General features: G+C 67.7%; 29 protein-coding genes and 1 pseudogene. 13 read left to right on the top strand and 17 right to left on the bottom strand.

Annotation, left to right across the window (positions count from 1 at the left end; genetic code table 11):
• Window position 1: 1 nt before the first annotated feature.
• From ACW17U_RS17185 to ACW17U_RS17150, 8 genes are all read right to left on the bottom strand, one after another.
• On the bottom strand, window positions 2-739 hold the full coding sequence (locus ACW17U_RS17185) for a hypothetical protein (RefSeq protein WP_492054025.1): 738 nt from the start codon (window positions 737-739) through the stop codon (window positions 2-4).
• On the bottom strand, window positions 736-1,320 hold the full coding sequence (locus ACW17U_RS17180; protein WP_492054023.1) for a hypothetical protein: 585 nt from the start codon (window positions 1,318-1,320) through the stop codon (window positions 736-738). Before ACW17U_RS17180 ends, ACW17U_RS17185 begins: the two co-directional genes overlap by 4 nt.
• Window positions 1,321-1,583: 263 nt before the next feature.
• A complete protein-coding gene (locus ACW17U_RS17175; protein WP_492054022.1) occupies window positions 1,584-1,910 on the bottom strand; it encodes a phosphoribosyl-ATP diphosphatase in 327 nt (108 codons plus the stop codon).
• Window positions 1,907-2,689, bottom strand: coding sequence for an imidazole glycerol phosphate synthase subunit HisF (hisF, locus tag ACW17U_RS17170; RefSeq protein ID WP_492054020.1), 783 nt, complete (start codon window positions 2,687-2,689; stop codon window positions 1,907-1,909). The genes ACW17U_RS17175 and hisF overlap by 4 nt, the downstream gene beginning before the upstream one ends.
• A complete protein-coding gene (gene hisA / locus ACW17U_RS17165; RefSeq protein WP_166504301.1) occupies window positions 2,689-3,423 on the bottom strand; it encodes a 1-(5-phosphoribosyl)-5-[(5-phosphoribosylamino)methylideneamino]imidazole-4-carboxamide isomerase in 735 nt (244 codons plus the stop codon). The genes hisF and hisA overlap by 1 nt, the downstream gene beginning before the upstream one ends.
• Entirely contained in the window at window positions 3,411-4,052 is a 642-nt protein-coding gene (hisH, locus tag ACW17U_RS17160) for an imidazole glycerol phosphate synthase subunit HisH (RefSeq protein ID WP_492054017.1), read from the bottom strand. The genes hisA and hisH overlap by 13 nt, the downstream gene beginning before the upstream one ends.
• A gap of 11 nt (window positions 4,053-4,063) precedes the next feature.
• Window positions 4,064-4,654, bottom strand: coding sequence for an imidazoleglycerol-phosphate dehydratase HisB (gene hisB / locus ACW17U_RS17155; protein WP_492054016.1), 591 nt, complete (start codon window positions 4,652-4,654; stop codon window positions 4,064-4,066).
• Between the two features lie 8 nt (window positions 4,655-4,662).
• The gene (locus ACW17U_RS17150; protein ID WP_492054014.1) at window positions 4,663-5,652 is read right to left on the bottom strand and encodes an adenosine kinase; all 990 of its coding nucleotides are present in this window, start codon (window positions 5,650-5,652) and stop codon (window positions 4,663-4,665) included.
• Between the two features lie 136 nt (window positions 5,653-5,788).
• On the opposite strand from ACW17U_RS17150, the gene ACW17U_RS17145 reads away from it, so the two are divergent.
• Both ACW17U_RS17145 and ACW17U_RS17140 read left to right on the top strand, forming a co-directional pair.
• Window positions 5,789-6,643 carry an ATP-grasp domain-containing protein gene (locus ACW17U_RS17145; protein WP_492055761.1) on the top strand — a complete coding sequence of 285 codons (855 nt, stop codon included), beginning with the start codon at window positions 5,789-5,791 and terminating at the stop codon, window positions 6,641-6,643.
• Window positions 6,644-6,691: 48 nt separating this feature from the next.
• Window positions 6,692-7,396, top strand: a complete 705-nt coding sequence (locus ACW17U_RS17140) for a glutathione binding-like protein (RefSeq protein WP_492054012.1) — start codon at window positions 6,692-6,694, stop codon at window positions 7,394-7,396.
• Here the strand turns inward: ACW17U_RS17140 and nth are convergent.
• Entirely contained in the window at window positions 7,393-8,103 is a 711-nt protein-coding gene (nth, locus tag ACW17U_RS17135; RefSeq protein ID WP_492054010.1) for an endonuclease III, read from the bottom strand. The genes ACW17U_RS17140 and nth overlap by 4 nt on opposite strands.
• Window positions 8,104-8,155: 52 nt before the next feature.
• Between nth and ACW17U_RS17130 the strand changes: the two genes are divergently transcribed.
• Both ACW17U_RS17130 and ACW17U_RS17125 read left to right on the top strand, forming a co-directional pair.
• The gene (locus tag ACW17U_RS17130) at window positions 8,156-8,632 is read left to right on the top strand and encodes a DUF2244 domain-containing protein (RefSeq protein ID WP_062150975.1); all 477 of its coding nucleotides are present in this window, start codon (window positions 8,156-8,158) and stop codon (window positions 8,630-8,632) included.
• Between the two features lie 47 nt (window positions 8,633-8,679).
• Complete coding sequence (locus tag ACW17U_RS17125; protein ID WP_492054008.1) at window positions 8,680-9,549, top strand: methylated-DNA--[protein]-cysteine S-methyltransferase; 870 nt, start codon at window positions 8,680-8,682, stop codon at window positions 9,547-9,549.
• Between the two features lie 132 nt (window positions 9,550-9,681).
• Here the strand turns inward: ACW17U_RS17125 and hslU are convergent, their stop codons facing one another.
• Together hslU and hslV are read right to left on the bottom strand one after the other, a co-directional pair.
• On the bottom strand, window positions 9,682-10,977 hold the full coding sequence (hslU, locus tag ACW17U_RS17120; RefSeq protein ID WP_492054006.1) for an ATP-dependent protease ATPase subunit HslU: 1,296 nt from the start codon (window positions 10,975-10,977) through the stop codon (window positions 9,682-9,684).
• Window positions 10,978-11,576, bottom strand: a pseudogene (gene hslV / locus ACW17U_RS17115) (ATP-dependent protease subunit HslV).
• A 5-nt stretch (window positions 11,577-11,581) separates the two neighbouring features.
• On the opposite strand from hslV, the gene ACW17U_RS17110 reads away from it, so the two are divergent.
• A complete protein-coding gene (locus tag ACW17U_RS17110; protein WP_492054004.1) occupies window positions 11,582-12,319 on the top strand; it encodes a HesA/MoeB/ThiF family protein in 738 nt (245 codons plus the stop codon).
• Window positions 12,320-12,380: 61 nt separating this feature from the next.
• Window positions 12,381-13,361: an alpha/beta fold hydrolase gene (locus ACW17U_RS17105; protein ID WP_062150991.1), complete on the top strand. Its 981-nt coding sequence runs from the start codon at window positions 12,381-12,383 to the stop codon at window positions 13,359-13,361.
• A gap of 4 nt (window positions 13,362-13,365) precedes the next feature.
• On the opposite strand, the gene ACW17U_RS17100 is transcribed toward ACW17U_RS17105, so the two are convergent.
• A complete protein-coding gene (locus ACW17U_RS17100) occupies window positions 13,366-14,352 on the bottom strand; it encodes a 2-hydroxyacid dehydrogenase (RefSeq protein ID WP_062150994.1) in 987 nt (328 codons plus the stop codon).
• Between the two features lie 72 nt (window positions 14,353-14,424).
• On the opposite strand from ACW17U_RS17100, the gene ACW17U_RS17095 reads away from it, so the two are divergent.
• The 5 genes from ACW17U_RS17095 (at window position 14,425) to ACW17U_RS17075 (ending at window position 19,691) form a co-directional block, all read left to right on the top strand.
• Window positions 14,425-14,949: an SH3 domain-containing protein gene (locus ACW17U_RS17095; protein WP_492054002.1), complete on the top strand. Its 525-nt coding sequence runs from the start codon at window positions 14,425-14,427 to the stop codon at window positions 14,947-14,949.
• 95 nt (window positions 14,950-15,044) lie between these two features.
• A complete protein-coding gene (gene fabA, locus ACW17U_RS17090; RefSeq protein WP_062150999.1) occupies window positions 15,045-15,560 on the top strand; it encodes a 3-hydroxyacyl-[acyl-carrier-protein] dehydratase FabA in 516 nt (171 codons plus the stop codon).
• 68 nt (window positions 15,561-15,628) lie between these two features.
• Entirely contained in the window at window positions 15,629-16,846 is a 1,218-nt protein-coding gene (gene fabB / locus ACW17U_RS17085) for a beta-ketoacyl-ACP synthase I (RefSeq protein ID WP_492054000.1), read from the top strand.
• A gap of 8 nt (window positions 16,847-16,854) precedes the next feature.
• Entirely contained in the window at window positions 16,855-18,810 is a 1,956-nt protein-coding gene (locus ACW17U_RS17080; protein WP_492053998.1) for an O-linked N-acetylglucosamine transferase, SPINDLY family protein, read from the top strand.
• Window positions 18,811-18,875: 65 nt separating this feature from the next.
• A complete protein-coding gene (locus tag ACW17U_RS17075; protein WP_062151007.1) occupies window positions 18,876-19,691 on the top strand; it encodes an enoyl-ACP reductase FabI in 816 nt (271 codons plus the stop codon).
• Window positions 19,692-19,703: 12 nt separating this feature from the next.
• Here the strand turns inward: ACW17U_RS17075 and ACW17U_RS17070 are convergent, their stop codons facing one another.
• Genes ACW17U_RS17070 through ACW17U_RS17060 form a run of 3 tightly spaced genes read right to left on the bottom strand, consistent with a single transcriptional unit; the run spans window position 19,704 to window position 23,023 of the window.
• The gene (locus tag ACW17U_RS17070) at window positions 19,704-20,312 is read right to left on the bottom strand and encodes a TetR/AcrR family transcriptional regulator (RefSeq protein ID WP_062151010.1); all 609 of its coding nucleotides are present in this window, start codon (window positions 20,310-20,312) and stop codon (window positions 19,704-19,706) included.
• The gene (locus ACW17U_RS17065) at window positions 20,312-21,904 is read right to left on the bottom strand and encodes a DHA2 family efflux MFS transporter permease subunit (protein WP_062151013.1); all 1,593 of its coding nucleotides are present in this window, start codon (window positions 21,902-21,904) and stop codon (window positions 20,312-20,314) included. The genes ACW17U_RS17070 and ACW17U_RS17065 overlap by 1 nt, the downstream gene beginning before the upstream one ends.
• Window positions 21,905-21,913: 9 nt before the next feature.
• Entirely contained in the window at window positions 21,914-23,023 is a 1,110-nt protein-coding gene (locus ACW17U_RS17060) for an HlyD family secretion protein (protein WP_492053995.1), read from the bottom strand.
• Window positions 23,024-23,525: 502 nt separating this feature from the next.
• On the opposite strand from ACW17U_RS17060, the gene ACW17U_RS17055 reads away from it, so the two are divergent.
• Window positions 23,526-23,657, top strand: coding sequence for a hypothetical protein (locus tag ACW17U_RS17055; RefSeq protein WP_492053993.1), 132 nt, complete (start codon window positions 23,526-23,528; stop codon window positions 23,655-23,657).
• Here ACW17U_RS17055 and dut read toward each other — a convergent pair.
• Window positions 23,654-24,109 (bottom strand): dUTP diphosphatase, encoded by a 456-nt coding sequence (dut, locus tag ACW17U_RS17050; protein ID WP_062151023.1) that lies wholly within the window; start codon window positions 24,107-24,109, stop codon window positions 23,654-23,656. The genes ACW17U_RS17055 and dut overlap by 4 nt on opposite strands.
• A gap of 64 nt (window positions 24,110-24,173) precedes the next feature.
• Window positions 24,174-25,370, bottom strand: a complete 1,197-nt coding sequence (coaBC, locus tag ACW17U_RS17045) for a bifunctional phosphopantothenoylcysteine decarboxylase/phosphopantothenate--cysteine ligase CoaBC (RefSeq protein ID WP_492053991.1) — start codon at window positions 25,368-25,370, stop codon at window positions 24,174-24,176.
• 140 nt (window positions 25,371-25,510) lie between these two features.
• Here coaBC and ACW17U_RS17040 point away from each other — a divergent pair, with 140 nt between their 5' ends.
• Window positions 25,511-26,068, top strand: coding sequence for a hypothetical protein (locus ACW17U_RS17040; protein WP_062151030.1), 558 nt, complete (start codon window positions 25,511-25,513; stop codon window positions 26,066-26,068).
• The last annotated feature ends 3 nt before the right edge of the window (window positions 26,069-26,071 follow it).

Raw genomic sequence — 26,071 nt, 5'->3', positions numbered from 1 at the left:
CTCAGTCGTCTCGCTCACGGCCCTGACCGCCCTCGCCGCCACCTTCGCCGGACTCGCCGTCGGCGCTGCGGTGACATCGGACACAGTTCTGGATGTTGCGGATGCCTTCTTCCCGATGCTGGGCCTCAATCTGCCCGGGCTGGTGAGCATGGCAGCCATAACAGGTGAAGGTCCGCAGGTTCCCGCCGACATGACAGGTCGAACAGGGCGCGTCATGAGGGCCCGCCAGCTTGAAGTAGCGGCCGTGATCAAAGGTGGCGGGCTTCCAGGCCTGGGTGCCGTGGCATTGGCTGCAGGGCAGGGCCACACCGCGATGAAAGTCGTTGCTCGGTGCGCTGTGGCAGCTTGAACAGGCCGCCCGGGCCTGGGGTTGTAACAGGGCATGGTTGAAAGGACGGACGAGATTGTGCGTCAGCCTGGGCCTTGGGTGATCGGTGTGGCAGGCCATGCAGTCCTGCGAGATCAGGGTCTGGTGAAAAGGCGGCCGTGAGCCCGCGTGCTTGATGAATTCCCCCAGAGTCGTGCGACGGCCGATGTCGGCGACGGTGTGGCAGGCCACGCAGCGTTCGGTCGATGCCCCGGCCAGGGGCGCATGACAGGCAAGGCAATTCTGCTGCAGGGCCGCATGAGCAGGTTTGAGGTCCCCGGGACTGACCATCTGGTGGGGGAAAACGAAGATCAGGGCGATGATCGCCGCCAGACCGACACCGATGCTGATCCAGACCCATCGCGGCGTCATTTCCAGCCCCACAGGACAAAAATGGCGCTGACATGCGCCAGGGCGAGGATGGCGAAGACCATGGCGATCGGCAGATGTACCTTGCGCCAGGCTCTCATCACATCGACGGCCAGGCTGTCATTGTGAAGTCGCGCGCTGACCTCGGCGTCGGAAACCCCCTCCGCCTTCAGTTCCGTGCGCGCCGCCTTGAGCCGGGTTTGGGCGCGGCGAAGCAGGTACTTGCCGGTCAGGCCGCTGACGATGTTGATCAGCATGGCGACCACGGCCAGCCAGGCCAGCACGGCATTGAAGTGAATGCCAGCATGGACAAGCACCAGCAAGGACCCCGTCCAGGCCAATCCTTCGTGCAGGTGGAGCAGACGCACGGGGTCGCCGGTCTTGAGGATGCCCCGCTTGCGCAGCGAATGTCCGAACGAGGCCAGGATGAGCAGGACGCCCGGTATCCCCAGATACCGGCCGATCCACACCGCATCGATCAGATGCAACAGGGCATCGATCAGGAGGGTCGTGAGCAGGAGGGCTGCCAGTCCCAGAAAGAACGGCAGGACTTCACGCAGCAGGACTTGCGGCTTGGTGGACATGGGCTCAGCCCTGCCCAGGACCCGAGGAAGGTCTCGGAATCTGGCGGATCACGGCCGCGCCCGGGCTCAACACCGGTCGGATCAAGTCACGCATGGCGGCCTCACGACGCCGCAATCGGCGCTGCCTTTCGCCCCTTTTGCCCTGGACACGGCGAGGCGGCCTTGTGCTGGATCAAGCCGATCAGAAACGGCTTGGCGCGACCTGGCGTGGGGGGGCCGCCCTCAAGGTCAATCCGGCAACAGCAGGCGAGCGCGATGCTCGGCTATTGGGTCTGGCGTGACGCCTTCTCGGCGATGCCCGAGGTGCCCTCACGGGCCGCCAGCTTGTCGGCCACGGCGTCGAGCGAGACGCCCGAGGCCGCCAGCAGGACCAGCCAGTGATAGAGCAGGTCGGCGCTTTCGCTGGCGAGTTCGTCCGGGCCCTGGCCCACGGCGGCGATCACCGTTTCGACGGCTTCCTCGCCCAGCTTCTTGGCGGCCAGCTTCGGGTCGGTCAGCAGCCTGGCGGTATAGGAGGCGGCCGGATCGCCGCCTTTGCGGGTCTCGATCGTGGCGGCGAGGCGCTCCAGGGTTTCGAACAACCGGCTCATGCCGCGCCCTTCAGATCGTCGAGGCGCACGGGAATGCCGGCCTGCGCCATGGCCCGCTTGGCCTCGCCGATGCTGATCTCGCCGAAGTGGAAGATCGAGGCGGCCAGGACGGCGGCGGCGTGACCGTCGCGGGCAGCTTCGACCAGGTGCTCGGTCTTGCCGGCCCCGCCCGAGGCGATCACCGGCACGTTCACCGCGCCGGTCACGGCCTTCAGCAGGGGAATGTCATAGCCGATCTTGGCCCCGTCGCGGTCCATCGAGGTCAGCAGGATCTCGCCCGCGCCCCGTTCCACCACCCTGGCCGCCCAGTCGACGACGTCGAGGCCGGTGTCCTTGCGGCCGCCATAGGTCCAGACGTTCCAGCCGCTGCCGTCTTCGCGTAGCTTGGCGTCGATGGCCACGACCACGCATTGGGCACCGAAGGCATCGGCCCCGGCGGCGATCAGGTCAGGATTTTCGACGGCAGCCGTATTGGTCGAGACCTTGTCGGCCCCGGCCAGCAGCAGACGGCGCATGTCGGAGACCTCGCGCACGCCACCGCCCACCGAGACCGGCATGAAACAGACCTCGGCCGTGCGGGAAATCACGTCCAGGATCAGGCCGCGCCCTTCGCTGGAGGCGGTGATGTCGAGAAACATCAGCTCGTCGGCCCCGGCCGCGTCATACGCTCTTGCCTGCTCGACCGGATCGCCGGCGTCGCGCAGGGCCACGAAATTGACGCCCTTGACCACCCGCCCGTCCTTCACGTCGAGGCAGGGAATGATCCGGGTCTTCAGCATCAGGCCGCCGCCACCGTCAGGGCTTCGGCCGGCTGGATGGTGCCGGCATAGAGCGAACGACCCAGGATGGCCCCGGCGATCTTGACGCCCTTGCGGGCCTTCAGGCGCTCGATGTCGGCGACGGTCGCCACACCGCCCGAGGCGATGACCGGGATCGAGACCGCATCGGCCAGCTCGCCCACCCCCTCGACATTGACCCCGGTCAGGGCCCCGTCGCGGCTGATGTCGGTGATGATCAGGCCGGCCACGCCGGCGTCTTCGAAGCGGCGCGACAGGTCGATGGCGCTGAGCTCGGACAGGCCGGTCCAGCCGTCGACCGCGACCTTGCCGTCACGCACGTCCACGGCCACGGCGATCTGTTCGGGCCACAGGCGGGCGGCCTTCTTGACCAGTTCGGGATCGTGCACGGCGACCGTGCCGAGGATCACCCGGCTGACCCCGGCCTCGATCCAGCCCTCGATGCCCTCAAGCGTGCGGATGCCGCCGCCCAGCTGCACCGGGATCGAGATCGACTCGAGGATCGACTGCACGGCGGCGGTATTGACCGACTTGCCCTCGATGGCACCGTTCAGGTCGACGACGTGCAGCCAGGAGAAGCCGTCCTTGACGAAGTGTTCGGCCTGGTTGGCAGGGCTGTTGTTGAAGACCGTCGCCTTGTCCATGTCGCCGTGCAGCAGGCGCACGCACTGGCCGTCCTTCAGGTCGATGGCGGGATAGAGGATCATGGGCGCCATTCCAGAAAGTTGGCGAGCAGGGACAGCCCTGCGGCTTGCGATTTTTCGGGGTGGAACTGCACCCCTGCGACATTGTCCCTGACCACTGCCGCCGTGAACGGGCCGCCGTGGTCAGTCGTCGCCAGGACATCGGCCGGATCGGTCGGGGTCAGGGCGAACGAATTGGCGTAGTACATGTGCGCGCCGTCTTCGACACCCACAAACAATGGGTGATCACGCGTCAGTTTGATGGCGTTCCAGCCCATGTGGGGAATGGTCAGGTTCGGGTCGCTCGGCGCCAGTTTCCTGACCTCTCCGGCGATCCAGTCCAGGCCGGGCGTGACCCCGAATTCCAGACCCCGGGTCGCCAGCAGCTGGTGTCCCACGCAGATGCCCAGGAAGGGAACGCCCCGCCCGTGCACGGCCACGTTCATGGCCTCATAGACCTGCGAGGCGTCGAGGCCGGCGCGGCACGAGGCGAAGGCCCCGACGCCGGGCAGCACCACGCGGTCGGCGGCCGCGACGCGGGCCGGATCGGCGGTGACCACGATGTCGGCAGCGATCCCGCGACGACGGGCGGCCTCACGCAGGGCCTTCTCGGCCGAGCGCAGGTTGCCCGACCCGTAATCGATCAGGGCGACGGTCTGCATGGGAAGGTTTCCTACAGCACGCCCTTGGTGGAGGGGGCCAGGCCGCCGGTCTTGGGGTCGATCTCGACCGCCTGACGCAGCGCCCGGGCCAGGGCCTTGAACCCGCTTTCGGCGACATGGTGGGTATTGTCGCCGTAGAGGGTCTCCAGGTGGACGCAGGCCCCCAGGTTCATGGCGAAGGCGTGGTGGAACTCCTTGAAGAGCTCGGTGTCCATCTCGCCGACCTTGGGCCGCTTGAAGTCGACCTTCCAGATCAGATAGGGCCGGTTGGACAGGTCGATCGCGCAGCGCGTCAGGGTCTCGTCCATCGGGATATAGGCGTGGCCGAAGCGCCGGATGCCCTTGAAGCCGTCCAGCGCCTTGTTGATCGCCAGGCCCAGCACGATGCCGGTGTCCTCGACCGTGTGGTGCATGTCGATGTGTAGGTCGCCCTTGGTCTCGACCTTCAGGTCAAAGCCGCCGTGGCGCGCGAAGCTCTCCAGCATATGGTCGTAGAAACCAATGCCGGTGGAGATCGTAGAGACGCCGGTCCCGTCGAGATCGATCCAGACCCGGATCTGGGTCTCCTTCGTCTCGCGGACCACTTCAGCGGTGCGGGCCATGGTCTTCCTTAGAGTCCGTTCTGGGTCGCGAGGTCCCGCAGGCTGACCTGCGGGCGCGGACCGTAATGGGCAATCACCTCGGCGGCGGCCAGGGAGCCCAGCTGGCCACAAACGGGCAGAGGGCGGCCCTGCGAGAGGCCGTAGAGGAAACCCGCCGCGTATTGGTCGCCTGCGCCGGTGGTGTCCACGACATTTTTCACGGGGTAGGCCGAGATTTCGTGAACCTGACCGCCGGCGACCACGACCGAACCGTGCTCGCTGCGGGTGACGGCGGCGATCGTGACCTTCTCCGCCAGGGCCTTTACGGCGGCGTCGAAGTCGTCGGTCTCGAACAGGGCGCAGACTTCCGAGGCATTGGCGAAGACGATGTCGCACTGGGTTTCGACAAAGCCGAGCAGGGCTGAGCGATGGCGCTCGACCACGAAGCTGTCGGACAGGGTGATGGCGATCTGGCGGCCGGAGCCATGGGCCAGGCCGGCGGCCTTGGCAAAGGCGCGGCGGGCTTCCGGCGGATCGAACAGATAGCCTTCCAGATAGGAATAGCGGGCCGCCTCGATGATCGCCGGATCGACATCGGCGCTGGTCAGCTCGACGCAGGCCCCCAGATAGGTGCTCATGGTGCGCTGGGCGTCAGGCGTGACATTGATCAGGCTCTGGGCCGTGGCCGGACCCTCTGCCAGGGGCGGGGTGGTGAAGGCGCAGCCGATGGCCTTCATGTCGTGGCGGAACACATTGCCCAGCTGGTCGTCAGCGACCTTGCCGATGAAGGCGGCCTTGCCGCCGAAGCTGGCGACGCCGGCCACGGTATTGGCGGCGCTGCCGCCCGAGGCCTCGATGGCTGCGGCCATCACATCATACAGACTGGAGGCGCGGGCCGGATCGATCAGGGCCATCGAGCCCTTCACCAGGCCCTCGCGCTCGAGGAAGGCGTCGTCGCACTGGGCGATGACGTCGACAATGGCGTTGCCGATGGCGGCGACGTCGTAGAGGGCGGTCATGGAAATCGGCAAGCCTTTGAAAGCGCTGGGGGCGGAAAGCCCCTCAGGGGCGGCAAGTAAAGGAAGCGGGCGCTCAAGGCAACGAAGGCTTGCCCCTGGGCTTGCGACATTCTAACGGCGAGGGATGAGCTCGCCGATCGCCGATATCCTGCTGCTGGGACCTTCGACCGGACACGCTGCCTATTCGGCGGCGTCGGTCCGTCTGTTCGAGCGGCTCGCGGCCCCGCTGCGGGCCAGGGGCCTGACCGTGATCGGCCAGCCCTGGACGGATCCGGTGGATCCCGCGTCAGCGAACCTGGTCCTGCCGCTGCTGGCCTGGGGCTATCACCTGCGACAGGCCGAGTGGTTTGCCCAGCTGGACGCCTGGGAGGCCGCCGAGGTTCCGGTGATCAATCCCGTGCCGACCCTGCGCTGGAATACCCGCAAGACCTATCTGATCGCCCTGGAGTCCCGGGGCGCGCCGGTCGTCCCGACCCACGCCCATGACCGCCTGACTCCGGAAGCCCTGGCCGCTGCCTTTGACGCCTTCGGGGTCGACCAGCTGGTGGTCAAGCCGCAGATCTCCGGCGGCTCGCAGGATACGGTGCGGGTTCGCCGGCAGGAGGTCCTTGAAGGCGGCCCTGCAGGCCCGGCCCTGATCCAGCCCTTCCTGCCGGCCGTGGGCGAGGAGGGCGAGCTGTCCCTGTTCTTTTTCGACGGCCGGTTCAGTCATGCCGTGGCCAAGGTGGCCGCGAGCGGCGATTTCAGGGTCCAGCCGCAGTTCGGCGGTCAGGTCTCGGGGGTCGCGCCGGAGCCCGAGGCCCTGCGGGCCGCGCAGATGGTGCTGGAGGCGGCGGACCTGCCCCTGACCTATGCCCGGGTCGACCTGATCCGGGGTCTCGACCATACGCCGCAGCTCATGGAGCTCGAGGTCATCGAGCCGGACCTCTTTCTGGAGCATGGCCATGACGACGGGGCGGCCTTTGCGGCGGCGGTGATGGCCCGCCTCTAGGCACGGGAAAATTCGGACCTATCTAAGCCGTAACAGAGGGAGTTACTGATGTCCGAGCTTTCCGCCTTCCCGATCACGACCCGCTGGCCCGCCAAGCATCCCGACCGCCTGCAGCTCTATTCAACGCCCACGCCCAACGGCGTGAAGGTGTCGATCATGCTGGAAGAGATCGGCCTGGCCTATGAGCCGCACGCCATCAACATCATGGCCAATGAGACCTGGGGGCCCGAATTTCTGTCCCTGAACCCCAACGGCAAGATCCCGGCGATCCTCGATCCCAACGGTCCGGACGGCCGGCCGCTGGCGCTCTGGGAATCCGGCGCGATCCTGCTCTATCTGGCCGAGAAGACCGGCCAGCTGTTGCCCAAGGATCCGGTTGCCCGCCTCGAGGCCATCCAGTGGGTGTTCTTCCAGGTGGCCGCCGTCGGCCCGATGTTCGGCCAGCTCGGCTTCTTCCACAAGTTTGCCGGCAAGGACTATGAGGACAAGCGGCCCCGCGACCGCTACGCCGCCGAGAGCAAGCGCCTGCTGGGCGTCCTGGAGGGCCGCCTCGCCGACCGCCGCTTCATCATGGGCGAGGACTTCAGTATCGCCGACATCGCCCTGCTGGGCTGGGTGCGCAGCATCGATGGCTTCTATGGGGCCGGCGAGCTGGTCGACTATGGCAGCCTGAAACATGTCCCCGCCTGGCTGGAGCGCTGCCTGGCGCGGCCGGCGGTGCAGCGCGGCCTGGAGATCCCGGCGCGGCCCTAGGCCCCCAGGAAGAGCTCGCGGGAGGGGCACAGGTCGCTGATCTTGCAGATCTCGCACCGGGGCTTGCGCGCCACGCAGACATAGCGGCCGTGCAGGATCATCCAGTGATGGGCCCGGGTCTGGAAAGGACCCGGGACGATCCGCATCAGTTCCGCCTCCACGGCATCCGGCGTCTTGCCGGCGGCCAGTTTCAGGCGGTGGGCGACCCGGAAGACATGGGTGTCGACGGCAATGGCCGGTTCGATGTCGAGCTCGTTCAGCACCACGCTGGCGGTCTTGCGACCGACCCCGGGCAGACTCTCCAGATCGTTGCGGTTCAGGGGCACCTGGCCGCGGTGACGGTCCATCAGGATCCGGGCCGCAGCCATGACGTTCTTGGCCTTGGTCCGGAACAGTCCGATCGAGGCGATATGGCGGATCAGGCCTTCCTCGCCGAGTTCGAGCATCTTCTCGGCGCTGTCGGCGACGTCGAACAGGGGGCCTGTGGCCTTGTTGACCTGGACGTCGGTGGCCTGGGCCGAGAGGGCGACGGCCGTGACCAGTTCATAGGGGTTTCGGTAGTTCAGCTCGGTCTTGGGCCGCAGCTCAAGACTTTCGAAGCGGTCGAACAGGGTTGCTACCCGCTGGCGCTGGGCCGGCGAGATCCGCCTGGTCCCGGGCCGGGCCTTTTTCGCCGGTTTCGTCTGTAAAGCCATGGTCGCGACCATGCCGTGATGCGGCCCCCTCGCCAAGGCGGGCCAGCGTGCCTAAATCGATGCCATGGCCACCGCGCTCTACATGGATGCCGTGATTTCGCCCAATCGGTCCCTGAGCCGGAGGGGCCTGCGGGTCTTGATGGCGGTGATCATCGCCTTCAACCTGATGGTCGCGGTCTTTCTGCTGGTGCTGGGCGCGCCGCTGGTCCTGCCCTTTCTGGGCCTGGATATTCTCGCCATCTGGTGGGCGCTGAACGTCAGTTTCCGCGCGGCGGAACGCAGGGAGCGCGTCCGGGTGACGGCCGAGGCCATCACGGTCCGTCGCGAGGACGAAAAGGGCTCTCGCTTGGTCTGGACCTCGCCGACCGCCTTCACCCGGGTCGATGTGGACCAGCCCGGCGAACACGAGGCCCGGGTCCGCCTGCGCATCCATCGCCGGCGGCTGACCGTCGGCCGGGCCCTCAGTCCGCCCGAGCGGGTCGAGTTCGCCGACGCCCTGCAGCGCGCCGTCCGCGAGGCCCGCGCCGAACGCTATGGCTGAGCAAGAACCGGGCGGACGCCGGTGCGTCGCGGGTTTAGTCTTCTGGCATGGCTCTCGATATGCACCCCTCCGAAACCTATGCCCGTCTGTCGGAACGCTCGGCGGACTATCACCGCATGGCGGTCGCCCTCGACTGGCTGGCCGAGCGCTGGCAGGAGCGCCCCTCGCTCGAAGAGGCCGCCGAGGCGGTCGGGCTGTCGCCTTTCCATTTCCAGCGGATCTTCACCCGCTGGGCGGGGGTCAGTCCCAAGACCTTTGTCTCGGCCATAGCCCATGCCGAGGCGCGCCGGTCGCTGGAGGCCGGGGCCAGCGTCCTGGATGCCGCCTATGATGCCGGCCTGTCCGGCCCGTCGCGCCTGCACGACCTGTTCATCGCCCAGGAGGCCGCCACGCCCGGCGAGGTCCGCCGTCGGGGCGCCGGAATGACACTGACCTATGGCTGGGCCCCGACCCCGTTCGGACGGGGCCTGTTCGTCATGGCCGAGCGCGGCCTGGCGGGTCTGGCCTTCTCTGACGGCGATGACGCGGCGACCTATGACGACATGCACCGTCGCTTTCCCGCCGCCCACTGGATCCGCGACGACGAAGCGGCCGGTCATACCGCCGTCCATGCCTTTGCCGGCGGCCAGGGGCCCCTGCCGATCGTGCTGATCGGCTCGCCCTTTCACATCCAGGTCTGGAAAGCCCTGCTGCGTATCCCGACGGGGGCCACCAGCACCTATGGCCAGGTGGCGGAATGGGCCGGCAAGCCACGGGCCTACCAGGCCACCGGCGGGGCGATCGGAGCCAATCCGATCTCGCTGCTGATCCCCTGTCACCGCGCCATCGCCAAGGACGGACGGCTGACGGGCTATCACTGGGGCCTGGCCCGCAAGGCGGCGATGCTGGGGCTGGAGGCGGTCCAGGCGGCGGGCTGACTGGACTGGCCCCCTACGGGCTGCTCCGCAGCCGTCTTCCCCCGGAGGGGGAAGATGAGGTCCGCGCGCTTTATCTTCCCCCTCCGGGGGAAGACGATCGCGAAGCGATCCGTAGGGGGCAAGTACCGCTCTTTACAGAATAAACCGGCTCAGATCGGCATTGGCCGCCAGGGCCCCGACCTTGTCGGTCACATAGGCCGCATCGATGGTCACGGTTTCACCGCCGCGGTCGGCGGCGGTGAAACTGATTTCCTCGACGACCTTTTCCAGGATGGTCTGCAGTCTTCGGGCCCCGATGTTCTCGACCGAATTGTTCACCGCCACGGCGGCGTCGGCCAGGGCGTCGATGGCGTCGGCGGTAAAGACCAGGGTGACGTCCTCGGTCAGCAGCAGGGCCTGGTGCTGGCGGATCAGATTGGCTTCCGGCTCGGTCAGGATCCGCCTCAGGTCGTCGCGGGTCAGACCCTTCAGTTCCACCCGGATCGGCAGGCGGCCCTGGAGCTCGGGCAGCAGGTCGCTGGGCTTGGCCACGTGGAAGGCGCCCGAGGCGATGAACAGGATATGGTCGGTTTTCACCGGGCCATACTTGGTCGAGACCGTCGTGCCCTCGATCAGGGGCAGCAGGTCGCGCTGCACGCCTTCGCGCGAGACGTCGGCCCCGCCGCGCTGCGACGAGGAGGCCACCTTGTCGATCTCGTCGAGAAAGACGATGCCGTGGTTCTCGGCCAGCTCGATGGCCTCCTGGGTCAGGGCTTCCTGATCCAGCAGCTTGTCGCTTTCCTCGGCGATCAGCGGCGCATGGGCGGCCGCCACGGTGGTGCGGTGGACCTTGGTCCGGCCACCGCCCAGGGATTTCATCATCTCCGACAGGTTCAGGACCGAGGCCCCGGCCTGGCCGGGGATCTCGAACATCCCGCCGCCGCCGGTATCGGCCAGCTGCAGTTCGACCTCCTTGTCGTCCAGCTCGCCGGCCCGCAGCTTCTTGCGGAAGCTTTCGCGGGCGGCGGTCGAGCCGGGGCCGGTCAGGGCGTCGAGGATGCGTTCCTCGGCGGCGGCTTCGGCCCTGGCGCGGACGCTGGCCCGGCGGCGGTCGCGGACCATGCCCAGGGCGCTCTCCACCAGATCACGCACGATCTGGTCGACGTCGCGGCCGACATAGCCGACCTCGGTGAACTTGGTCGCCTCGACCTTCAGGAACGGGGCCTGGGCCAGACGCGCCAGCCGGCGGGCGATCTCGGTCTTGCCCACGCCCGTGGGGCCGATCAGCAGGATGTTTTTCGGCGTGACCTCGTCGCGCAGGTCGGCGGGCACGCGGCGGCGACGCCAGCGGTTGCGCAGGGCCACGGCGACGGCCTTCTTGGCCTCGGTATGGCCGACAATATAGCGGTCGAGCTCGGAGACGATTTCGCGCGGGGAGAACTCGGTCATTTACAGGCTTTCAACCGTCAGATTGCCGTTGGTGTAGACGCAGATCTCGGCGGCGATGGCCATCGCCTTGCGGGCGATGTCTTCGGCCGAAAGATCCTGGTCGATCAGGGCCTTGGCGGCCGCGAGGGCATAGTTGCCGCCCGAGCCGATGGCCGCGACCGAGCCGCCGCCGGCGCTTTCGCCGGGTTCCAGCACGTCGCCGACCCCGGTGACCGTGTAGATGGCGGTGGCATCGGCCACGAGCAGCATGGCCTCCAGCCGGCGGAGATAGCGGTCGGTGCGCCAGTCCTTGGCCAGGTCGACGCAGGCCCGGGCCAGCTGGTCGGGATACTGTTCCAGCTTGGCCTCAAGCCGCTCGATCAGGGTGAAGGCGTCGGCCGTGGCCCCGGCGAAGCCGGCCACCACCTTGCCGCCGGCCAGACGGCGCACCTTGCGGGCATTGCCCTTGACGACGGTTGGCCCCATGGAGACCTGGCCGTCTCCGGCGATCACGGTCTGACCGTTCTTGCGCACCGCCAGGATGGTCGTGCCGTGCCAGTCTGGGAAGGAATTGCTGTTTTGCATGGTCCGCATGTGGCGAGGCCGAGCGTGGAGATCAAGCGCGATGAGCTTTTCGGACGGCGAGGTCGAACGCTATGCCCGCCATCTGGTGCTGCGCGAGGTCGGCGGACCGGGCCAGCAGAAGCTGAAGACGGCCCGGGTCCTGCTGGTCGGTATGGGCGGTCTGGGCGCGCCGGCCGCGCTCTATCTGGCCGCCGCCGGGGTCGGAACCCTGGGCCTGGCCGATCCAGACAGGGTGTCCCTGTCCAATCTGCAGCGCCAGGTCCTGTACCAGACCGCCGATATCGGCCGCTCCAAGGTCGAGGTCGCCGCCGAGCGTCTGACGGCGATCAATCCGCATGTGGCCCTCGAAACCCATCCGGTATGGCTGGACGCCGCCAATGCCGGGGACCTTGTTTCCCGGTATGACCTGATCCTCGACGGCACCGACGACTTTGCCACCCGCTTCGCCGTCAGCGACGCCTGTCTGGCCCACGGCAAGACCCTGGTCAGCGGGGCCCTTGGCCGCTGGACCGGTCAGGTCGCGGTGTTTCAGGGCCAGCCCTGTTATCGCTGCCTGGTGCCCGAGGTGCCGCCGGACGCCGAGACCTGCGCCCTGGTCGGGGTGGTCGGGGCCCTGGCCGGTGTGATCGGTGCGATGATGGCCCTGGAGGCGGTCAAGCTGATCACCGGCGCGGGGCAGGCCCTGAACGGCCGCCTGCTGATCTACGACGCCCTGGCGGCGGAGACCCGCACGGTGCGGATCGGGGCCGATCCGGCCTGCCCGGCCTGCGGCGCTTGACGGCGGGGCCATACCGGCCTTCTCTCGCCGTCCAAAAGCAAGACGTCAGGGGTAGGGCCGAATGAAGACGCTGTTTCGCGGGGTGTTGATCGCCCTGGCTGTGATCATCGCCTTGCTGGCCGTCAGCTGGCTGGTCCTGCAGCGCAAGGACATCCCCTATGCGACCCTGGAGGCCAAATATGGCAATCCGGCCTCGCGCTATATGGATCTCCCCGACGGCGTGCGGGTGCATTATCGCGACGAGGGCCGGCGCGACGGACCGACCCTGGTTCTGGTCCACGGCTTCTCCGCCTCCCTGCACGCCTGGGAACCCTGGGTGCGGTCCCTGTCCGGCGATTATCGCGTCATCACCCTGGACCTGCCCGGCCACGGCCTGACCCGCGCCGATGCCGGCTATGCCGCCGGTCGGGCGGGCTATGGGGCGGTGGTCGATCAGGTGACCCGCAAGCTGGGGGTCGAGCGCTTCACCCTGGGCGGCAATTCGATGGGCGGGGCTGTGGCCTGGGAATATGCCCTCGACTATCCTGACCGGCTGGAAGGCCTGGTTCTGGTCGATGCCGCCGGCTGGCCGTCGAGCGGCGGCAATCAGGCGGTGATCTTCCGGATCCTGCAAAATCCCCTGGGCCGGGCCGTGCTCAAGAACATCGATACCCGGCCCCTGGTCCGTCAGGGTCTGGTGGCGGGCTATCTGGATCCCAAGCTGGTGACCGAGGCCCTGGTCGACCGCTATGTCGACCTGGCCCGCGCGCCGGGCCATCGCGACATCCTGCTGGGCCTGCAGTCGGGTCCGCGCCGGGTGGCGACGGCGGAAAGCCTGGCGGCGATCAAGGTCCCGACCCTGGTGATGTTCGGCGAACAGGACAAGCTGATCCCGGCCGCCCACGGCAAGCGCTTTGCCGAGGCCATACCGGGTTCGACCCTGATCCTCTATCCCGAGGCCGGCCACGCCCCGATGGAACAGATCCCCGACCGCTCTGTCGCCGACCTCAAGGCCTGGCTGAAGGCGAAGGTCTATCCGGTGGCGGTGCCGTCAGGGTCCTGAAGCCCTACAGCATCGCCGGAATGACCCGGTCCGGTGGGCGGTGGCCGTCCATGAAGGTCTTGACGTTGACGATGACCTTTTCGCCCATGTCGATGCGGCCCTCGACCGTGGCCGAGCCCATATGGGGCAGGAGCACGACATTGGGCAGTTTCAGCAGCTTGGGATTGATGGCCGGCTCGTGCTCATAGACGTCGAGGCCCGCCCCGGCGATGTCGCCACGGGCCAGCATATTGGCCAGGGCCCCTTCGTCGATCACCTCGCCGCGGGCCGTATTGACCAGGATGGCGTGCGGCCGCAGCAGCTTCAGGCGGCGGGCCGACAGCAGGTGATAGGTGGCCGGGGTGTGCGGGCAGTTGACCGAGATGAAGTCCATCCGGGCCAGCATCTGGTCGAGGCTTTCCCAGTAGGTGCAGCCCAGTTCCTCGGCGATACGGGGGCTGACCGGCTTGCGGTTGTGATAATGCACCTGCATGCCGAAGGCCTTGGCGCGGCGGGCCACGGCCTGGCCGATCCGGCCCATGCCGATGATGCCCAGGCGCTTGCCCCACAGGCGGCGGCCCAGCATCCAGGTCGGGGACCAGCCATGGAAGCCGCCCGACTTGACCACCTCGGCACCTTCGACGACGCGGCGCGAGGCGGCCATGATCAGGGTCATGGTCAGGTCGGCGGTGTCCTCGGTCAGCACGCCCGGCGTATTGGTGACGATGATGCCGCGCGCATTGGCGGTGGCGACGTCGATATTGTCGACCCCGGCCCCGAAATTGGCGATCAGCTTGAGCCGATCGCCGGATCGGGACAGAAGACGCGAGTCGATCCGGTCGGTGATCGTCGGCACGAGCACATCGGCCCGTTTCATGGCGTCCACCAGTTCATCCGCCGTCAAGGGTTTGTCGGTGACGTTGAGTTCGGTGTCGAACAGCTCGCACATCCGCGTCTCCACCGGATCGGGGAGTTTGCGGGTGACGATGACTTTGAGCTTGCGGGCTGCCATGGGCGGTTGAAAAGCTCTCTCTGACGGGCGTTAGAAAAGCTGTAGCAAAGGGGCCCGATGGGGCCAAGCAACATGCCGCCGAATTGCAAACATCGTTCGCTCGGGATCACGGCCGCTTTGGTGCTGGCGGTACTTGCCGCGCCGGCCGCCGCCGCCGATGCGCCCCGCACCACGCCCTCGGGCCTGGAGGTGCCGCGCTATGTCTCGCTGAAATATGACACGGTCAACGCCCGTAACGGCCCGGACGAGGCCCACCGCCTGCTGTGGGTCTATCGCGCCAGGGGCCTGCCGGTGCAGGTGGTGGCCGAAACCCGCGAGTGGCGGCGGATCTGCGATCCCGAGGGCGGCCTGGCCTGGGTGCACAAGCGCACGACCGATGGACGCCAGACCGCCATGCGCCTGAAGCCGACGCCCCTGGCCCTGCTGGCCAATCCCAAGGACGGGTCGCGGGTCAATGCCTGGCTGCGGGGTCGTTCCACGGCCAATCTCGACCGTTGCGACAAGGGCTGGTGTCGTCTGAAGGCTGACGGATCTTCGGGCTGGGCCCGCGAGGGCGAGATCTGGGGAGCCGCCCCCGAACCTCAGTGCAAGCCCTGACCGCCGGGGGCTCCTGAAAAAAGAGCCCGGATCGTTCACAAGCGTTACTGAAAGTAACATTGAGGCGCGACCCGCCCTCGTGCTAGGGCGAGATCATGCAACAGAGCTCCTACACCCTCGACGAACTCCTGGCCTGCGGTCGCGGCGAGATGTTTGGCCCCGGCAACGCCCAGCTGCCCGTGCCGCCCATGCTGATGTTCGACCGCATCGTCCGGATCGAATCCGAAGGCGGCAAGTACGGCAAGGGCTATGTCGAGGCCGAGTTCGACATCCATCCCGACCTCTGGTTCTTCGGCTGCCACTTCATCGGCGACCCGGTCATGCCCGGCTGCCTGGGCCTGGATGCCATGTGGCAGCTGGTCGGCTTCTTCCTCGGCTGGTCGGGCGCGCCCGGTCGCGGCCGCGCCCTGGGCGTCGGCGAGGTCAAGTTCACCGGTCAGGTCACCCAGGACGTCAAAAAGGTCGTCTACAAGATCGATCTGAAGCGGGTGATCATGCGCAAGCTGGTCATGGGCATTGCCGACGGCGTGCTCGAGGCCGACGGCAAGGTCATCTACGAAACCAAGGACCTGAAGGTCGGTCTGTTCACCGCCGAGCAGATGGCGTCCTGATCCGCTTGCAGGGTCGGCCAGTCGAGAGCTGACCCCAGGGGATCCGGGGGAGAGGAAGAGGAAAGTACATGCGTCGCGTCGTCGTCACCGGACTGGGGATCGTCTCGTCCATCGGCAACAACGCCAATGAGGTTCTCGCCTCACTGCGTGAAGCCAAGTCCGGTGTGGTTGCCGCACCCGACTATGCGGAACTCGGCTTTCGCTGCCAGGTGCATGCCACGGTCAAGCTCGACTCCTGGGAAGCCCTGGTCGATCGCCGTGCGGCGCGCTTCCTGGCCCCGGGCACGGCCTATGCCCATATCGCCATGGAACAGGCGATCGCCGATTCCGGCCTGGAAGAGGCCAGCATCTCCAATGAGCGGACCGGCCTCATCGTCGGATCGGGCGGCCCGTCCACCCAGGTGATCATCGAGGCGGCGGCGACGACCCGGGAAAAGGGTCCCAAGCGGATCGGCCCGTTCGCGGTGCCCAAGGCCATGAGCTCGGGCCCCTCGGCAGTGCTGTCGACCTGGTTCAAGATCCGCGGCATCAACTATTCGATCAGCTCGGCCTGCGCGACCAGCGCCCATTGCATCGGCGCGGCCGCCGAACAGATCCAGATGGGCAAGCAGGACATCGTCTTCGCCGGCGGCTGCGAGGAGCTCGACTGGAGCCTGTCCAACCTGTTCGACGCCATGGGCGCGATGAGCAGCAACTTTAACGACCGCCCCACCGTGGCCAGCCGCGCCTATGACAAGGACCGCGACGGCTTCGTGATCGCCGGCGGGGCCGGCATCGTGGTGCTGGAAGAGTATGAGCACGCCAAGGCGCGCGGCGCGAAGATCTATGGCGAACTGGTCGGCTATGCCGCCAATTCCGACGGCTTCGACATGGTCGCCCCCTCGGGCGAGGGCGCGGCCCGCTGCATGCGTCTGGCCATGGGCCAGGCCGGTGGCCGGACCATCGACTATCTGAACCCGCACGGCACCTCGACGCCGGTCGGCGACAGCAAGGAAATGGGCGCGGTGCGCGAGGTGTTCGGCGACAAGGCGCCGCTGATCTCCTCGACCAAGTCCCTGACCGGCCACAGCCTGGGGGCGGCCGGGGCCCAGGAGGCGATCTATTCGATCCTGATGCTCAATAATGATTTTGCCGCCCAGAGCGCCAATATCGAGACCCTGGATCCTGAATTTGCCGACCTGCCGATCCTGCTGGAGCGGTCCGACAAGCCCCTGACCACGGTGATGTCCAACAGCTTCGGCTTTGGCGGCACCAATGGCACGCTGATCTTCAGCCGCGCCGACTGACGGGACACTTGGCGACCGCCCGCGCGGCATTCGACCTCTACAGAGCCGGCCGTCTGGCCGAGGCAGCCGCCCTGTGCGAGCGGCTGGTGATCGAGGCGCCCAGCGTCGAGGCCTGGCACCTGCTCGGCGTGTCGCGGCTGGGTCTTGGCCAGGCCGAGGGTGCCCTGACCGCTCTGGATGCGGGCCTGGCCCTGGATGCCCGGCGGTCGGGCCTGTTATCGGCCCGGGCCCTGGCCCTGAACGCCCTGGTGCGAGACGTCGAGGCGGTGGACGCGGCCCGGGCGGCGATCGCGGCTGATCCTGACAACCCGCCCGTCCTCAACGCCCTGGGCGTGTCGCTGCGGCGGCTGGGCAAGGCCGAACAGGCCCTGACGGCCTATGATGCGTCGCTCGCGGCCGAGCCGGGCTTTGTCGATGCGCTCTGCAATCGTGCCGTGGCCCTGACCGATCTTGGTCGCTTCGACGCGGCCCTGGCGGCGCATGACCTGGCCGTCCGCGCCGCACCGCGCGAGGCCAGGGCCCTGGCCAACCGCGCGGCCCTGAAGTCGCTGCTGAACCGGCCGGCCGAGGCGGCGCGCGACCTCGAAGCCGTGCTGGAGCTGGATCCGCTCTATCCCCGCCTCGCCGGCGACCTGATGTGGGCGCGCCGCCAGACCTGCGACTGGCGCGAGGACGTGGCGCTGGACATGCTGGTCAAGGCCGACCTCAAGCTCGGCCGCCCGGGCGTTTCGCCCTTCGCGGCCCTGGCGATGTTCGACATCCCCGCCCTTCACCGCCGGTGCGCCGAACTGGCGGCGCCGCCGCCGGTTCCACGGCCAGGCCGGTCCGGCCACATGCCAGGTTCGCCGATCCCGGTCGCCTATCTGTCGGCGGACCTGCATGACCACGCCACGGCCAGGCTTCTGGCCGGTGTCCTTGAGGCGCATGACCGCGACCGCTTCGAGATCACCCTGCTGTCCTACGGACCCGACCTGGGCGGGGATCTGCGCGATCGGATCGATCGGGCGGCCCATCGCCGGATCGATGTCCGCAGCCTGTCCGACGCTGAGGTGGCGGATCTCGTTGAACAGCTGGGCATCGAGATCCTTGTGGATCTCAAGGGCTACACCCAGGACGGCCGGCCGGGGATCCTGGCCCACCGCGCCGCCCCGGTTCAGGTCAGCTGGCTGGGCTATCCGGGAACCCTGGGCTGTCCCTATGTCGACTATGTCATCGCCGATCCTGTGGTCTTGCCGCGGGGCGCAGAGAGTGACTGGAGCGAGGCGGTGGTGCGGTTGCCGCTGTACCAGCCCAATGACGCCCTGACGGAGGCGACGACTCCGGTGCCGGCACGGGCCGATGAGGGCCTGCCGGAGGACGCTTTCGTGTTCGGCTGCCTGAACAGCCCCGGCAAGATCACGCCGGAGACCTTTGCCGCCTGGATGCGGATTCTGACCAGGTCCCCGGGTTCTGTCCTGTGGCTCTATGAGGGCGTGCCCGGCGCGTCGGCCAATCTCAGGGCGCAGGCCGCAGAACTGGGGGTAGATCCCCGGAGGCTGGTCTTCGCCCGCCCGGTCCAGCACGCGGCCCACCTGGCGCGCCAGGGTCTGGCCGACCTGATGCTCGACACCTCGCCCTATGGTGCCCACACCACCGCCAGCGACGCCTTGAGGAGGGGTGTTCCGCTCTTGACCGCGCCGGGCGAGAGCTTCGCCAGCCGGGTCGCTGCCAGCCTGCTGACGCAGCTGGGACTTCCGGAGCTGATCGCCGCCGATACCGACGCCTATGTGGCTCAGGCCGTGCGCCTGGCCAGTGATCGTGCGGCGCTCACGGCGCTCAAGACCCGGCTGGAGGGGGCCTTGCACGCCACGGCGGTGTTTGATCCGGCGGCGTTCTCCGCCACCCTGGAGCGCGCACTTGAAACCATGGCCAAGCGGTCATGGGCCGGCCTGCCGCACGAGAGCTTCGATGTCGAGCCTCTCTGAAGGGTTCCGCCCGGTGACCGCGCCTGCTAACCACGGACAACGATTTACCAAAGAGGGCCTGACCCATGGCTGACGATTACGCATTCCCCAAGGGTGAGCTGATGCGGGGCAAGAAGGGCCTCGTCATGGGCGTCGCCAACCACAACTCGATCGCCTGGGGCATCGCGTCACAACTCGCCGCCCAGGGCGCCGAGATGATCTTCACCTATCAGGGCGAAGCCCTCGAGCGCCGCGTGCGGCCTCTGGCCGAGAGCATCGGCGTGACCACCCTGGTGCCGGCCGATGTCACTGACGACGCCTCGATGGACGCCGCCTTTGCCGCGATTGAAGACAAGTTCGGCACGATCGATTTCGTCGTCCATTCGGTGGCCTTTGCCAACAAGGATGAACTGAAGGGGTCGTTTGTCGACAACACCACCCGCGACGGCTTTCTGCTGGCCATGAACATCTCGGCCTACAGCTTCGTCGACGTGGCCAAGCGCGCCGCCAGGCTGATGCCCAATGGCGGCTCGCTGATCACCATGACCTATCTGGGCTCAGAGCGGACCATTCCCAACTACAACACCATGGGCGTGGCCAAGGCCGCCCTGGAAGCGGCGACCCGCTATATCGCCCGTGACCTCGGCCCCAAGGGCATCCGTTGCAACGCCATCTCGGCCGGTGCCATGCGCACCCTGGCCCTGGCAGGTATTGCCGGTGGCCGTGGCATGATCGCCCAGGGCCGGGCCTTCAGCGCGATGAAGGAAGATACCTCGATGGAAGGCGTTGCCGGGGCCGCCCTGTGGCTGGTCTCCGACCTCGGCCGTTCGACCACGGGCGAAGTCGTTCACGTCGATGCCGGCTTCCACATGATGGGCATGCCCGACGAAGTCGAAGCCTAGGGGCTTCCGGGCCTAGGGCCCATAGGCTTTCAGGAACCGTTTGGCGGCCTCGCGGGCGAGGTCGTCAAACTGGGCCTGGGTCTTGTCGGCGGGCAGGCACAGCAGGGCCCGAAGCTGGGCATGGCCCAGGACCATGCCGGAAAAGAACTCAGCGGCCTGGTCGAAGTCCTCGACCTGCAGGCGGCCGAGGCGCGTCTCGGTCTCCAGGAAGGCGGCCAGCTGTCGGCGGGCATGGCGCGGACCGGCCTCGAAGACCTCATGGGCCACCTCGGGCATTTCGCCGGCCCCCTGGATCACGACCCGCATGACCGAATAGCTGCTGGCCCCGTTCACCGTCTCCAGGATCGAGCGGGCATAGGCCTCGAGCGCGGCCTGGGGATTTTCCTCGGCCCCCGGCATGCGCAGCGGGGCGGTGATCAGCTCGACCCGGCGGGCCATCAGGGCGCGGACCAGCTCGGCCTTGCAGCCATAGTGGTTATAGACCGTCTGTTTGGAGACGCCGGCGTGGCGGGCGATCGCCTCCATGGGCGCGGACAGGCCACGCTGGCCGATCACCTCGATGGCCGCGTCGAGAATGGCCTCGGTCTTGGCGACGTCGATCTGTCCGGGGATCCTGGGCATCAGTGGGCGTCCGAAGGCGGCGGGGCAGCACCGGCCGCCGGTTTGGCCAGCAGGGAAACGCCGGCCGCGATGAAGCATCCGAAGGCCAGCAGGGTAAAACTGTCGCCGAAGGCCAGCACCGTGGCCTCCTGGTGCAGCATGCCGGAAAAGGCCTTGCGGGCCGCGCCGTCGGGATCGGAGACGCCGAGCTGGGCCATGCGGCTGGCCAGGCCCGCCATCATCCCCTGGGCCTCGACATTGCCGGTCTGAAGCTTCGAGGTCAGGTCGTTGTAATAGAGCGCCGTCTGCTGGCTGATGCTGGTGGCCAGCAGGGCCAGCCCCATGGCACCGCCGGTGTTGCGCGACAGATTGACCAGGCCCGAGGCGTTCTTGACCATGTGCGGGGGCAGGGTGCTCATCGTGATCTGCTGGGTGGCGATCATCGCGATCATGACTCCGACCCCTCGACAAGCCTGGACCCCGGCAAATTCCCAGAATCCCCAGTCCTTGGTCACGCCGTGGGCCATGTACATGCCCCAGCCGGCCAGAATGAAGCCGATGAACATCGGCACGCGCGGGTCGATCCTGCGCACCAGTCGGCCGGCAATAGGGCCGGTGGCGAACATCGACAGACCGGAAATGATCATGGTGGTGCCGACCTCGGAGGCCGAATAGTGGCGCACCCGGCCCAGGAACTGCGGCAGCAGGAAGGTGCCGCCGAACAGGCTGGCCCCGGAGACGGCGGTCATCAGCACGCCGATCGAGAAGTTGCGGTTCGAAAAGGCCCGCAGCTCGACGATCGGATTCTTGTAGCTCAGGGAGCGCCAGACGAAGACCACCCCGCTGATCACGGCCAGGACCGCGAGGCCCAGAATGAGGTCGTCCTGGAACCAGCTGTTCTTGGCCCCTTCCTCCAGCACAAACTGCAGGCTCATCAGGAAGGCGGCCATCACCCCCAGGCCGAACCAGTCGAAGCCGGCCTTCAGGCTGGGATCGCCCTCATCGAACTTGCCCCAGCGGGCCACGCCGAACAGCACGATCAGGCCGGTGGGCACATTGATGAAGAACAGCCAGCGCCAGCTGAGCCATTCGGTCAGGTGGCCGCCCAGGGTCGGCCCGACCGTAGGGGCCAGGGTGACGATCAGGCCCATGATGACACTGGCCGTGACCCGGCGCTCCGGCGGAAAGGCCGTGAAGGCCACGGCGAACACCGTCGGGATCATGGCCCCGCCGATGAAGCCCTGCAGGGCCCGGGTCAGGATCATCATGTCGATCGAGGACGACAGGCCGGTCAGCACGCTCATCACGATGAAGCCGGTGCAGGAGGCCAGATAGAGTCTCTGGGTGCCCCACAGGCGTGAGAGATAGCCCGAAAGCGGGATCATCACGACCTCGGGGATCAGATAGGCGGTCTGGATCCAGCTGACCTGATCGGCGCTGGCCCCGACCCCGGCCTGGATCTGGGGCAGGGAGGCCGCGACGATCTGGATGTCGAGAATGGCCATGAACTGGCCGATGACCATGGCTCCGAAGCCCAGGAACAGCTTGGTCCAGTCGGCCTGGGTCATGGTCTTGGCGGGTGCGGCGGGTGCCGCCGTGACGGCGTCGGTCATGGCCGGCGCCTAGCGCGCGGCGCCCTGTCGGGCGACCTGGGTCGGGGCCTGGCCGACATCGGCGAACGAGGCCCCCGAGCGGTCGCGGACATCGACCTTGACCTCGACCGACAGGCCCGGCCGCAGGGCGGCTCCGAGGCCCGAGGTGTCGACGACGATCTTTACCGGCAGGCGCTGGGTGATCTTGGTGAAATTGCCGACCGCGTTCTCGACCGGGATCAGGGCAAACTCCTGGCCGGTGGCGGGGGCGAAGCTGTCGACCTTGCCGCGAATGGTCTGTTTGCCAAAGGCGTCCGCCTTGATCTCGACCGTCTGGCCCACCCGCAGGCGCGAGACCTGGGTCTCCTTGAAATTGGCGACGATATAGCTCTGGCCGAGCGGCACGACCGACATCAGCGAGACGCCGGGCTGCACCAGCTGTCCCGGGCGCACCGAACGGGCCCCGACGACGCCGGCCACCGGGGCCCGCAGGATGGTGCGGTCGAGATCCAGCCGGGCCTGTTCCACGGCGGCATGGGCGGCCTGGGCCTGGGCCTGGGTCTGGGCCCGGGCCGAACCCAGGGACTGGGCAGCGCGCTGTTCGGCTTCCAGAGCGGCCTGGGCGCTGGCCACGGCGGCCGCCGACTGGCTGGCACCGGCGCGGCTGGTCTGGACCTTCTGCTGCGAAACCCAGCCCTGGTGGGCCAGGCTGTCATAGCGATCGAGATCGGCCTTGGCGCGGCTGGCATCAGCCTGGGCGCTGGAGACGCCGGCCGCCTTCTGGGCGATCAGGGCCTGCTCCAGGGCACCCTTGTCATCGACGGCGCGGACGGCCGCGTCCAGGGCCTGGGCATTGGCGACGGCCTGGTCCAGCCGGGCCTGGAAGGTGGCCGGGTCGATCCGCGCGACCACCTGACCGACCTCGACCCGCTGGTTGTCGGCGACCAGGATCTCGGCGATGGCCCCCGAGACCTGCGGGCTGATCTGCACGGTGTCCGCCTGGACGAAGGCATTATCGGTGGCTTCGAAGTGCTGCTTGTCGAGGTACCACAGGGTTGCGCCGACCAGCAGGGCCACGCCGGCCACGCCACCGACCAGAACCGGGATAAGCTTCTTGTTTTCAGACGTCGCCATGACCAACCCCGCAGACCGCAACAGCCCTGTGCGCCCGATAGAAGGGTCTGGCGCGCTCGGCAAGTTTTAAATGGACTAATTCGTCCAAAAATCAACTGCGGTCCGGAGACTTTTCCGGTCGCCGCCCCTCGGCTGCCTCGGAGGGAGGGGGAGCCGGCAAGGTAGAATCGGCTGATCCGCCGGGTCGGCTCTGCGGCGGCGTACGGCAGGGCGTGGTAGGCTGCCCTTGGGGGGCGACCCCGGCGACATTCCGCCGCACAGGCCAGGCCGGCACCCCTTTTGGGCCAGATTTCCCGGATAGAGTCCCAATTCGGCGACCTGTCCCTCACGAGCGTCGCTCCAGGGCCACACCTTCCGGGTGTGTGACAACCCGTCGCAATTTCGTCTTGCGCGAGAATCATTAGAGACTAAAAGCCGTCCCCCACTGCAACCAAGGTCGGGGGAGCGCGTATCTCCCCAGCGGCCACAGTTCGCCGCGTTCGCTACGCCCGCGCCAAAGGATGCGCCGATGAATGTTCAACCGCCGCTGGAACACTCGCCCCTGGCCATGTTCCGTCCCGTCCTGTGGCTTGCCGTCGCAGCCTTCACCGCCGGCTTCGGCGGCTACATGATCCTCGGCCTGCGCGCCATCAACGGCTAGACGCCGGTCGAGCCGAATCCGCCCGCGCCCCGGTCTGTGGCTTCGAGGTCCTCGACCTCGACCAGGGTCCATTGCGGCGCGGCGGCGATGATCCCCTGGGCGATGCGGTCGCCCCGGCGGATCGTGAAGTCCTCGTCGCCCAGATTGATCAGCAGCACGCAGACCTGACCGCGATAGTCGCAGTCAATGGTGCCGGGCGCATTGGTGACCGTGACCCCGTTCTTGAAGGCCAGTCCCGATCGTGGCCGGACCTGCATTTCATAGCCGTCGGGGATGGCGACGGAAAAGCCGGTCGGGGCCATGCACCTTGATCCGGGCTTCAGGACGATCGGGGCGTCCTCCGGAACATGGGCCCGCAGATCAAAGCCGGCCGCCCCGGCCGTCGCATAGGTCGGCAGCGGCAGGTCGGAATTGCCGTCCCAGCGCTTGAAGCGAATGGTTTGAGCGGTCATGCGAAACAGTCCTGATCGTCGAGCCCAGCGGCTGTAGCCGATTGATCCGGCGCGGGCCAGACCGTCAGGCCAGGGCCTCTGCGATCTTCCGGGCGATGGCGCGGGCCACCTCGTCCTTGGGCGCGCGATCCCAGCGCTCGGTGCCCTCCTGGGTGACCAGCAGCACGGCATTGTCCTCGCCGCCCATCACGCCCGGCTCGGTGACGTCATTGGCGATGATCCAGTCACAGCCCTTGCGCGACAGCTTGGCGCGGGCATGCATCTCGACATCATTGGTCTCGGCCGCGAAGCCGACCACCAGCCGCGGCCGGTGCGGTCCGGTGGCCGAGACGGTGGCCAGGATGTCGGGATTCTCGACGAAGGTCAGGGCCGGCGGCCCGCCCTTTTCCTTCTTGAGCTTGGTGCCGAAGGCCTCGTCCACGCGCCAGTCGGCGACGGCGGCGACAAAGACCCCGACATCGGCCGGCAGGGCCGCCTGGCAGGCGGCGAGCATCTGCCGGGCCGTCTCGACATCGATGCGGGTCACGCCGCGGGGTGTCGGCAGGAAGACCGGGCCGGCGATCAGGGTGACCTCGGCGCCCAGCTGGGCCAGGGCCTCGGCGATCGCGAACCCCTGCTTGCCGCTCGAGCGATTGGTGATGCCGCGGACCGGGTCGATGGGTTCGAAGGTGGGCCCGGCCGTGACCAGGGCGCGCTTGCCGGCCAGGGGGCGGTCGGCCGGCCCCTTCAGGGCGTCCATGATGGCGGCAAAGATTACTTCGGGTTCGGCCAGGCGGCCGGGCCCGAACTCGCCACAGGCCATGGCACCGTCATCGGGACCGACGAAGCGGACCCCGTCGGCCTTCAGGGTGGTGACATTGCGCCGGGTGGCTGGATGCAGCCACATCCGGACATTCATGGCCGGGGCCATCAGGACCGGCTTGTCGGTGGCCAGGAGGGCGGTCGAGGCCAGGTCGCCGGCAAGGCCGTGGGCCGCCTTGGCGATCAGGTCTGCCGTGGCCGGGGCCACCACCACCAGATCCGCCGAGCGTGAGAGCTGGATATGGCCCATCTCGGCCTCGTCGGTCAGGGAGAACAGGTCGTCATAGACCCTGTCCTCGGCCAGGGATCCCAGCGACAGGGGGGTGACGAACTCCGCACCTGCCTTGGTCAGGATCGGCCGCACGGCGACGCCGGCCTTGCGCAGAAGACGCGTCAGCTCCAGCGCCTTGTAGGCGGCTATGCCGCCACCGACGATCAGAAGAACCCTTTTGTCGCTCACGTCCGTCGGCCTCCGCCCCGTTCGCTGCCCTTATGGCCCATGCGCGGCGATCCGACAAAGGACAAGCGTGTGACGGGCTCGACTCGCGTTCCGTTTTCGTTCATCAATCGGTTAGGTTGAACAGATGAGGCGACAGACTCATGAGGTTGAATGGATTTCAGGCCGCGACGACGGCCTTGCTGGTCAGTGGAGCCCTCGGGCTGAGCGGCTGTGACGGCGGTGCTTCGGCGGTCCGTGCCCCCAAGGGCGGCGAGCGGCCGGCGGTGGCCGATGCCCGGGAGGCGGGATCGACCTCCACTCCGGCCCCGGCAGGCGATCTGCGGGACGTACCGGTGCGCCAGGTTGCAGGCAAACCGTTCTGGGCCGCCAACCGGACCCGCTCGGCCGAGGAAAATGCCGAACGGGCCTTTGAGCGCAATGGCGAGACCTTCGGTGCCGCCACGGTCGAGGACTATGTCGAAACCGCCCACCGGTTCGTGAGCAATCCGCCCAAGGGCACCGAGACGCTCAAGCGACCCAATGGCGACACCCTGATCTATGACCCGAAGGGCAATGTCTTTGCCGTGGTTTCACGCGAGGGTGCGCCCCGGGCCCTGTTCAAGCCGGATGACGGCGCGGCCTATTGGGAGGTGCAGAAGACCCGCGAAAGCCGCCGGACCACGGCGGCCCGAGAGCGGGGCCAGGGTGAAAGCGGCTAGAGG

This window comes from Caulobacter sp. AVps16, assembly GCF_058681455.1.
The sequence above is the reverse complement of the archived record's forward strand: the minus strand, read 5'-3'. Positions and strand labels throughout refer to the sequence as shown.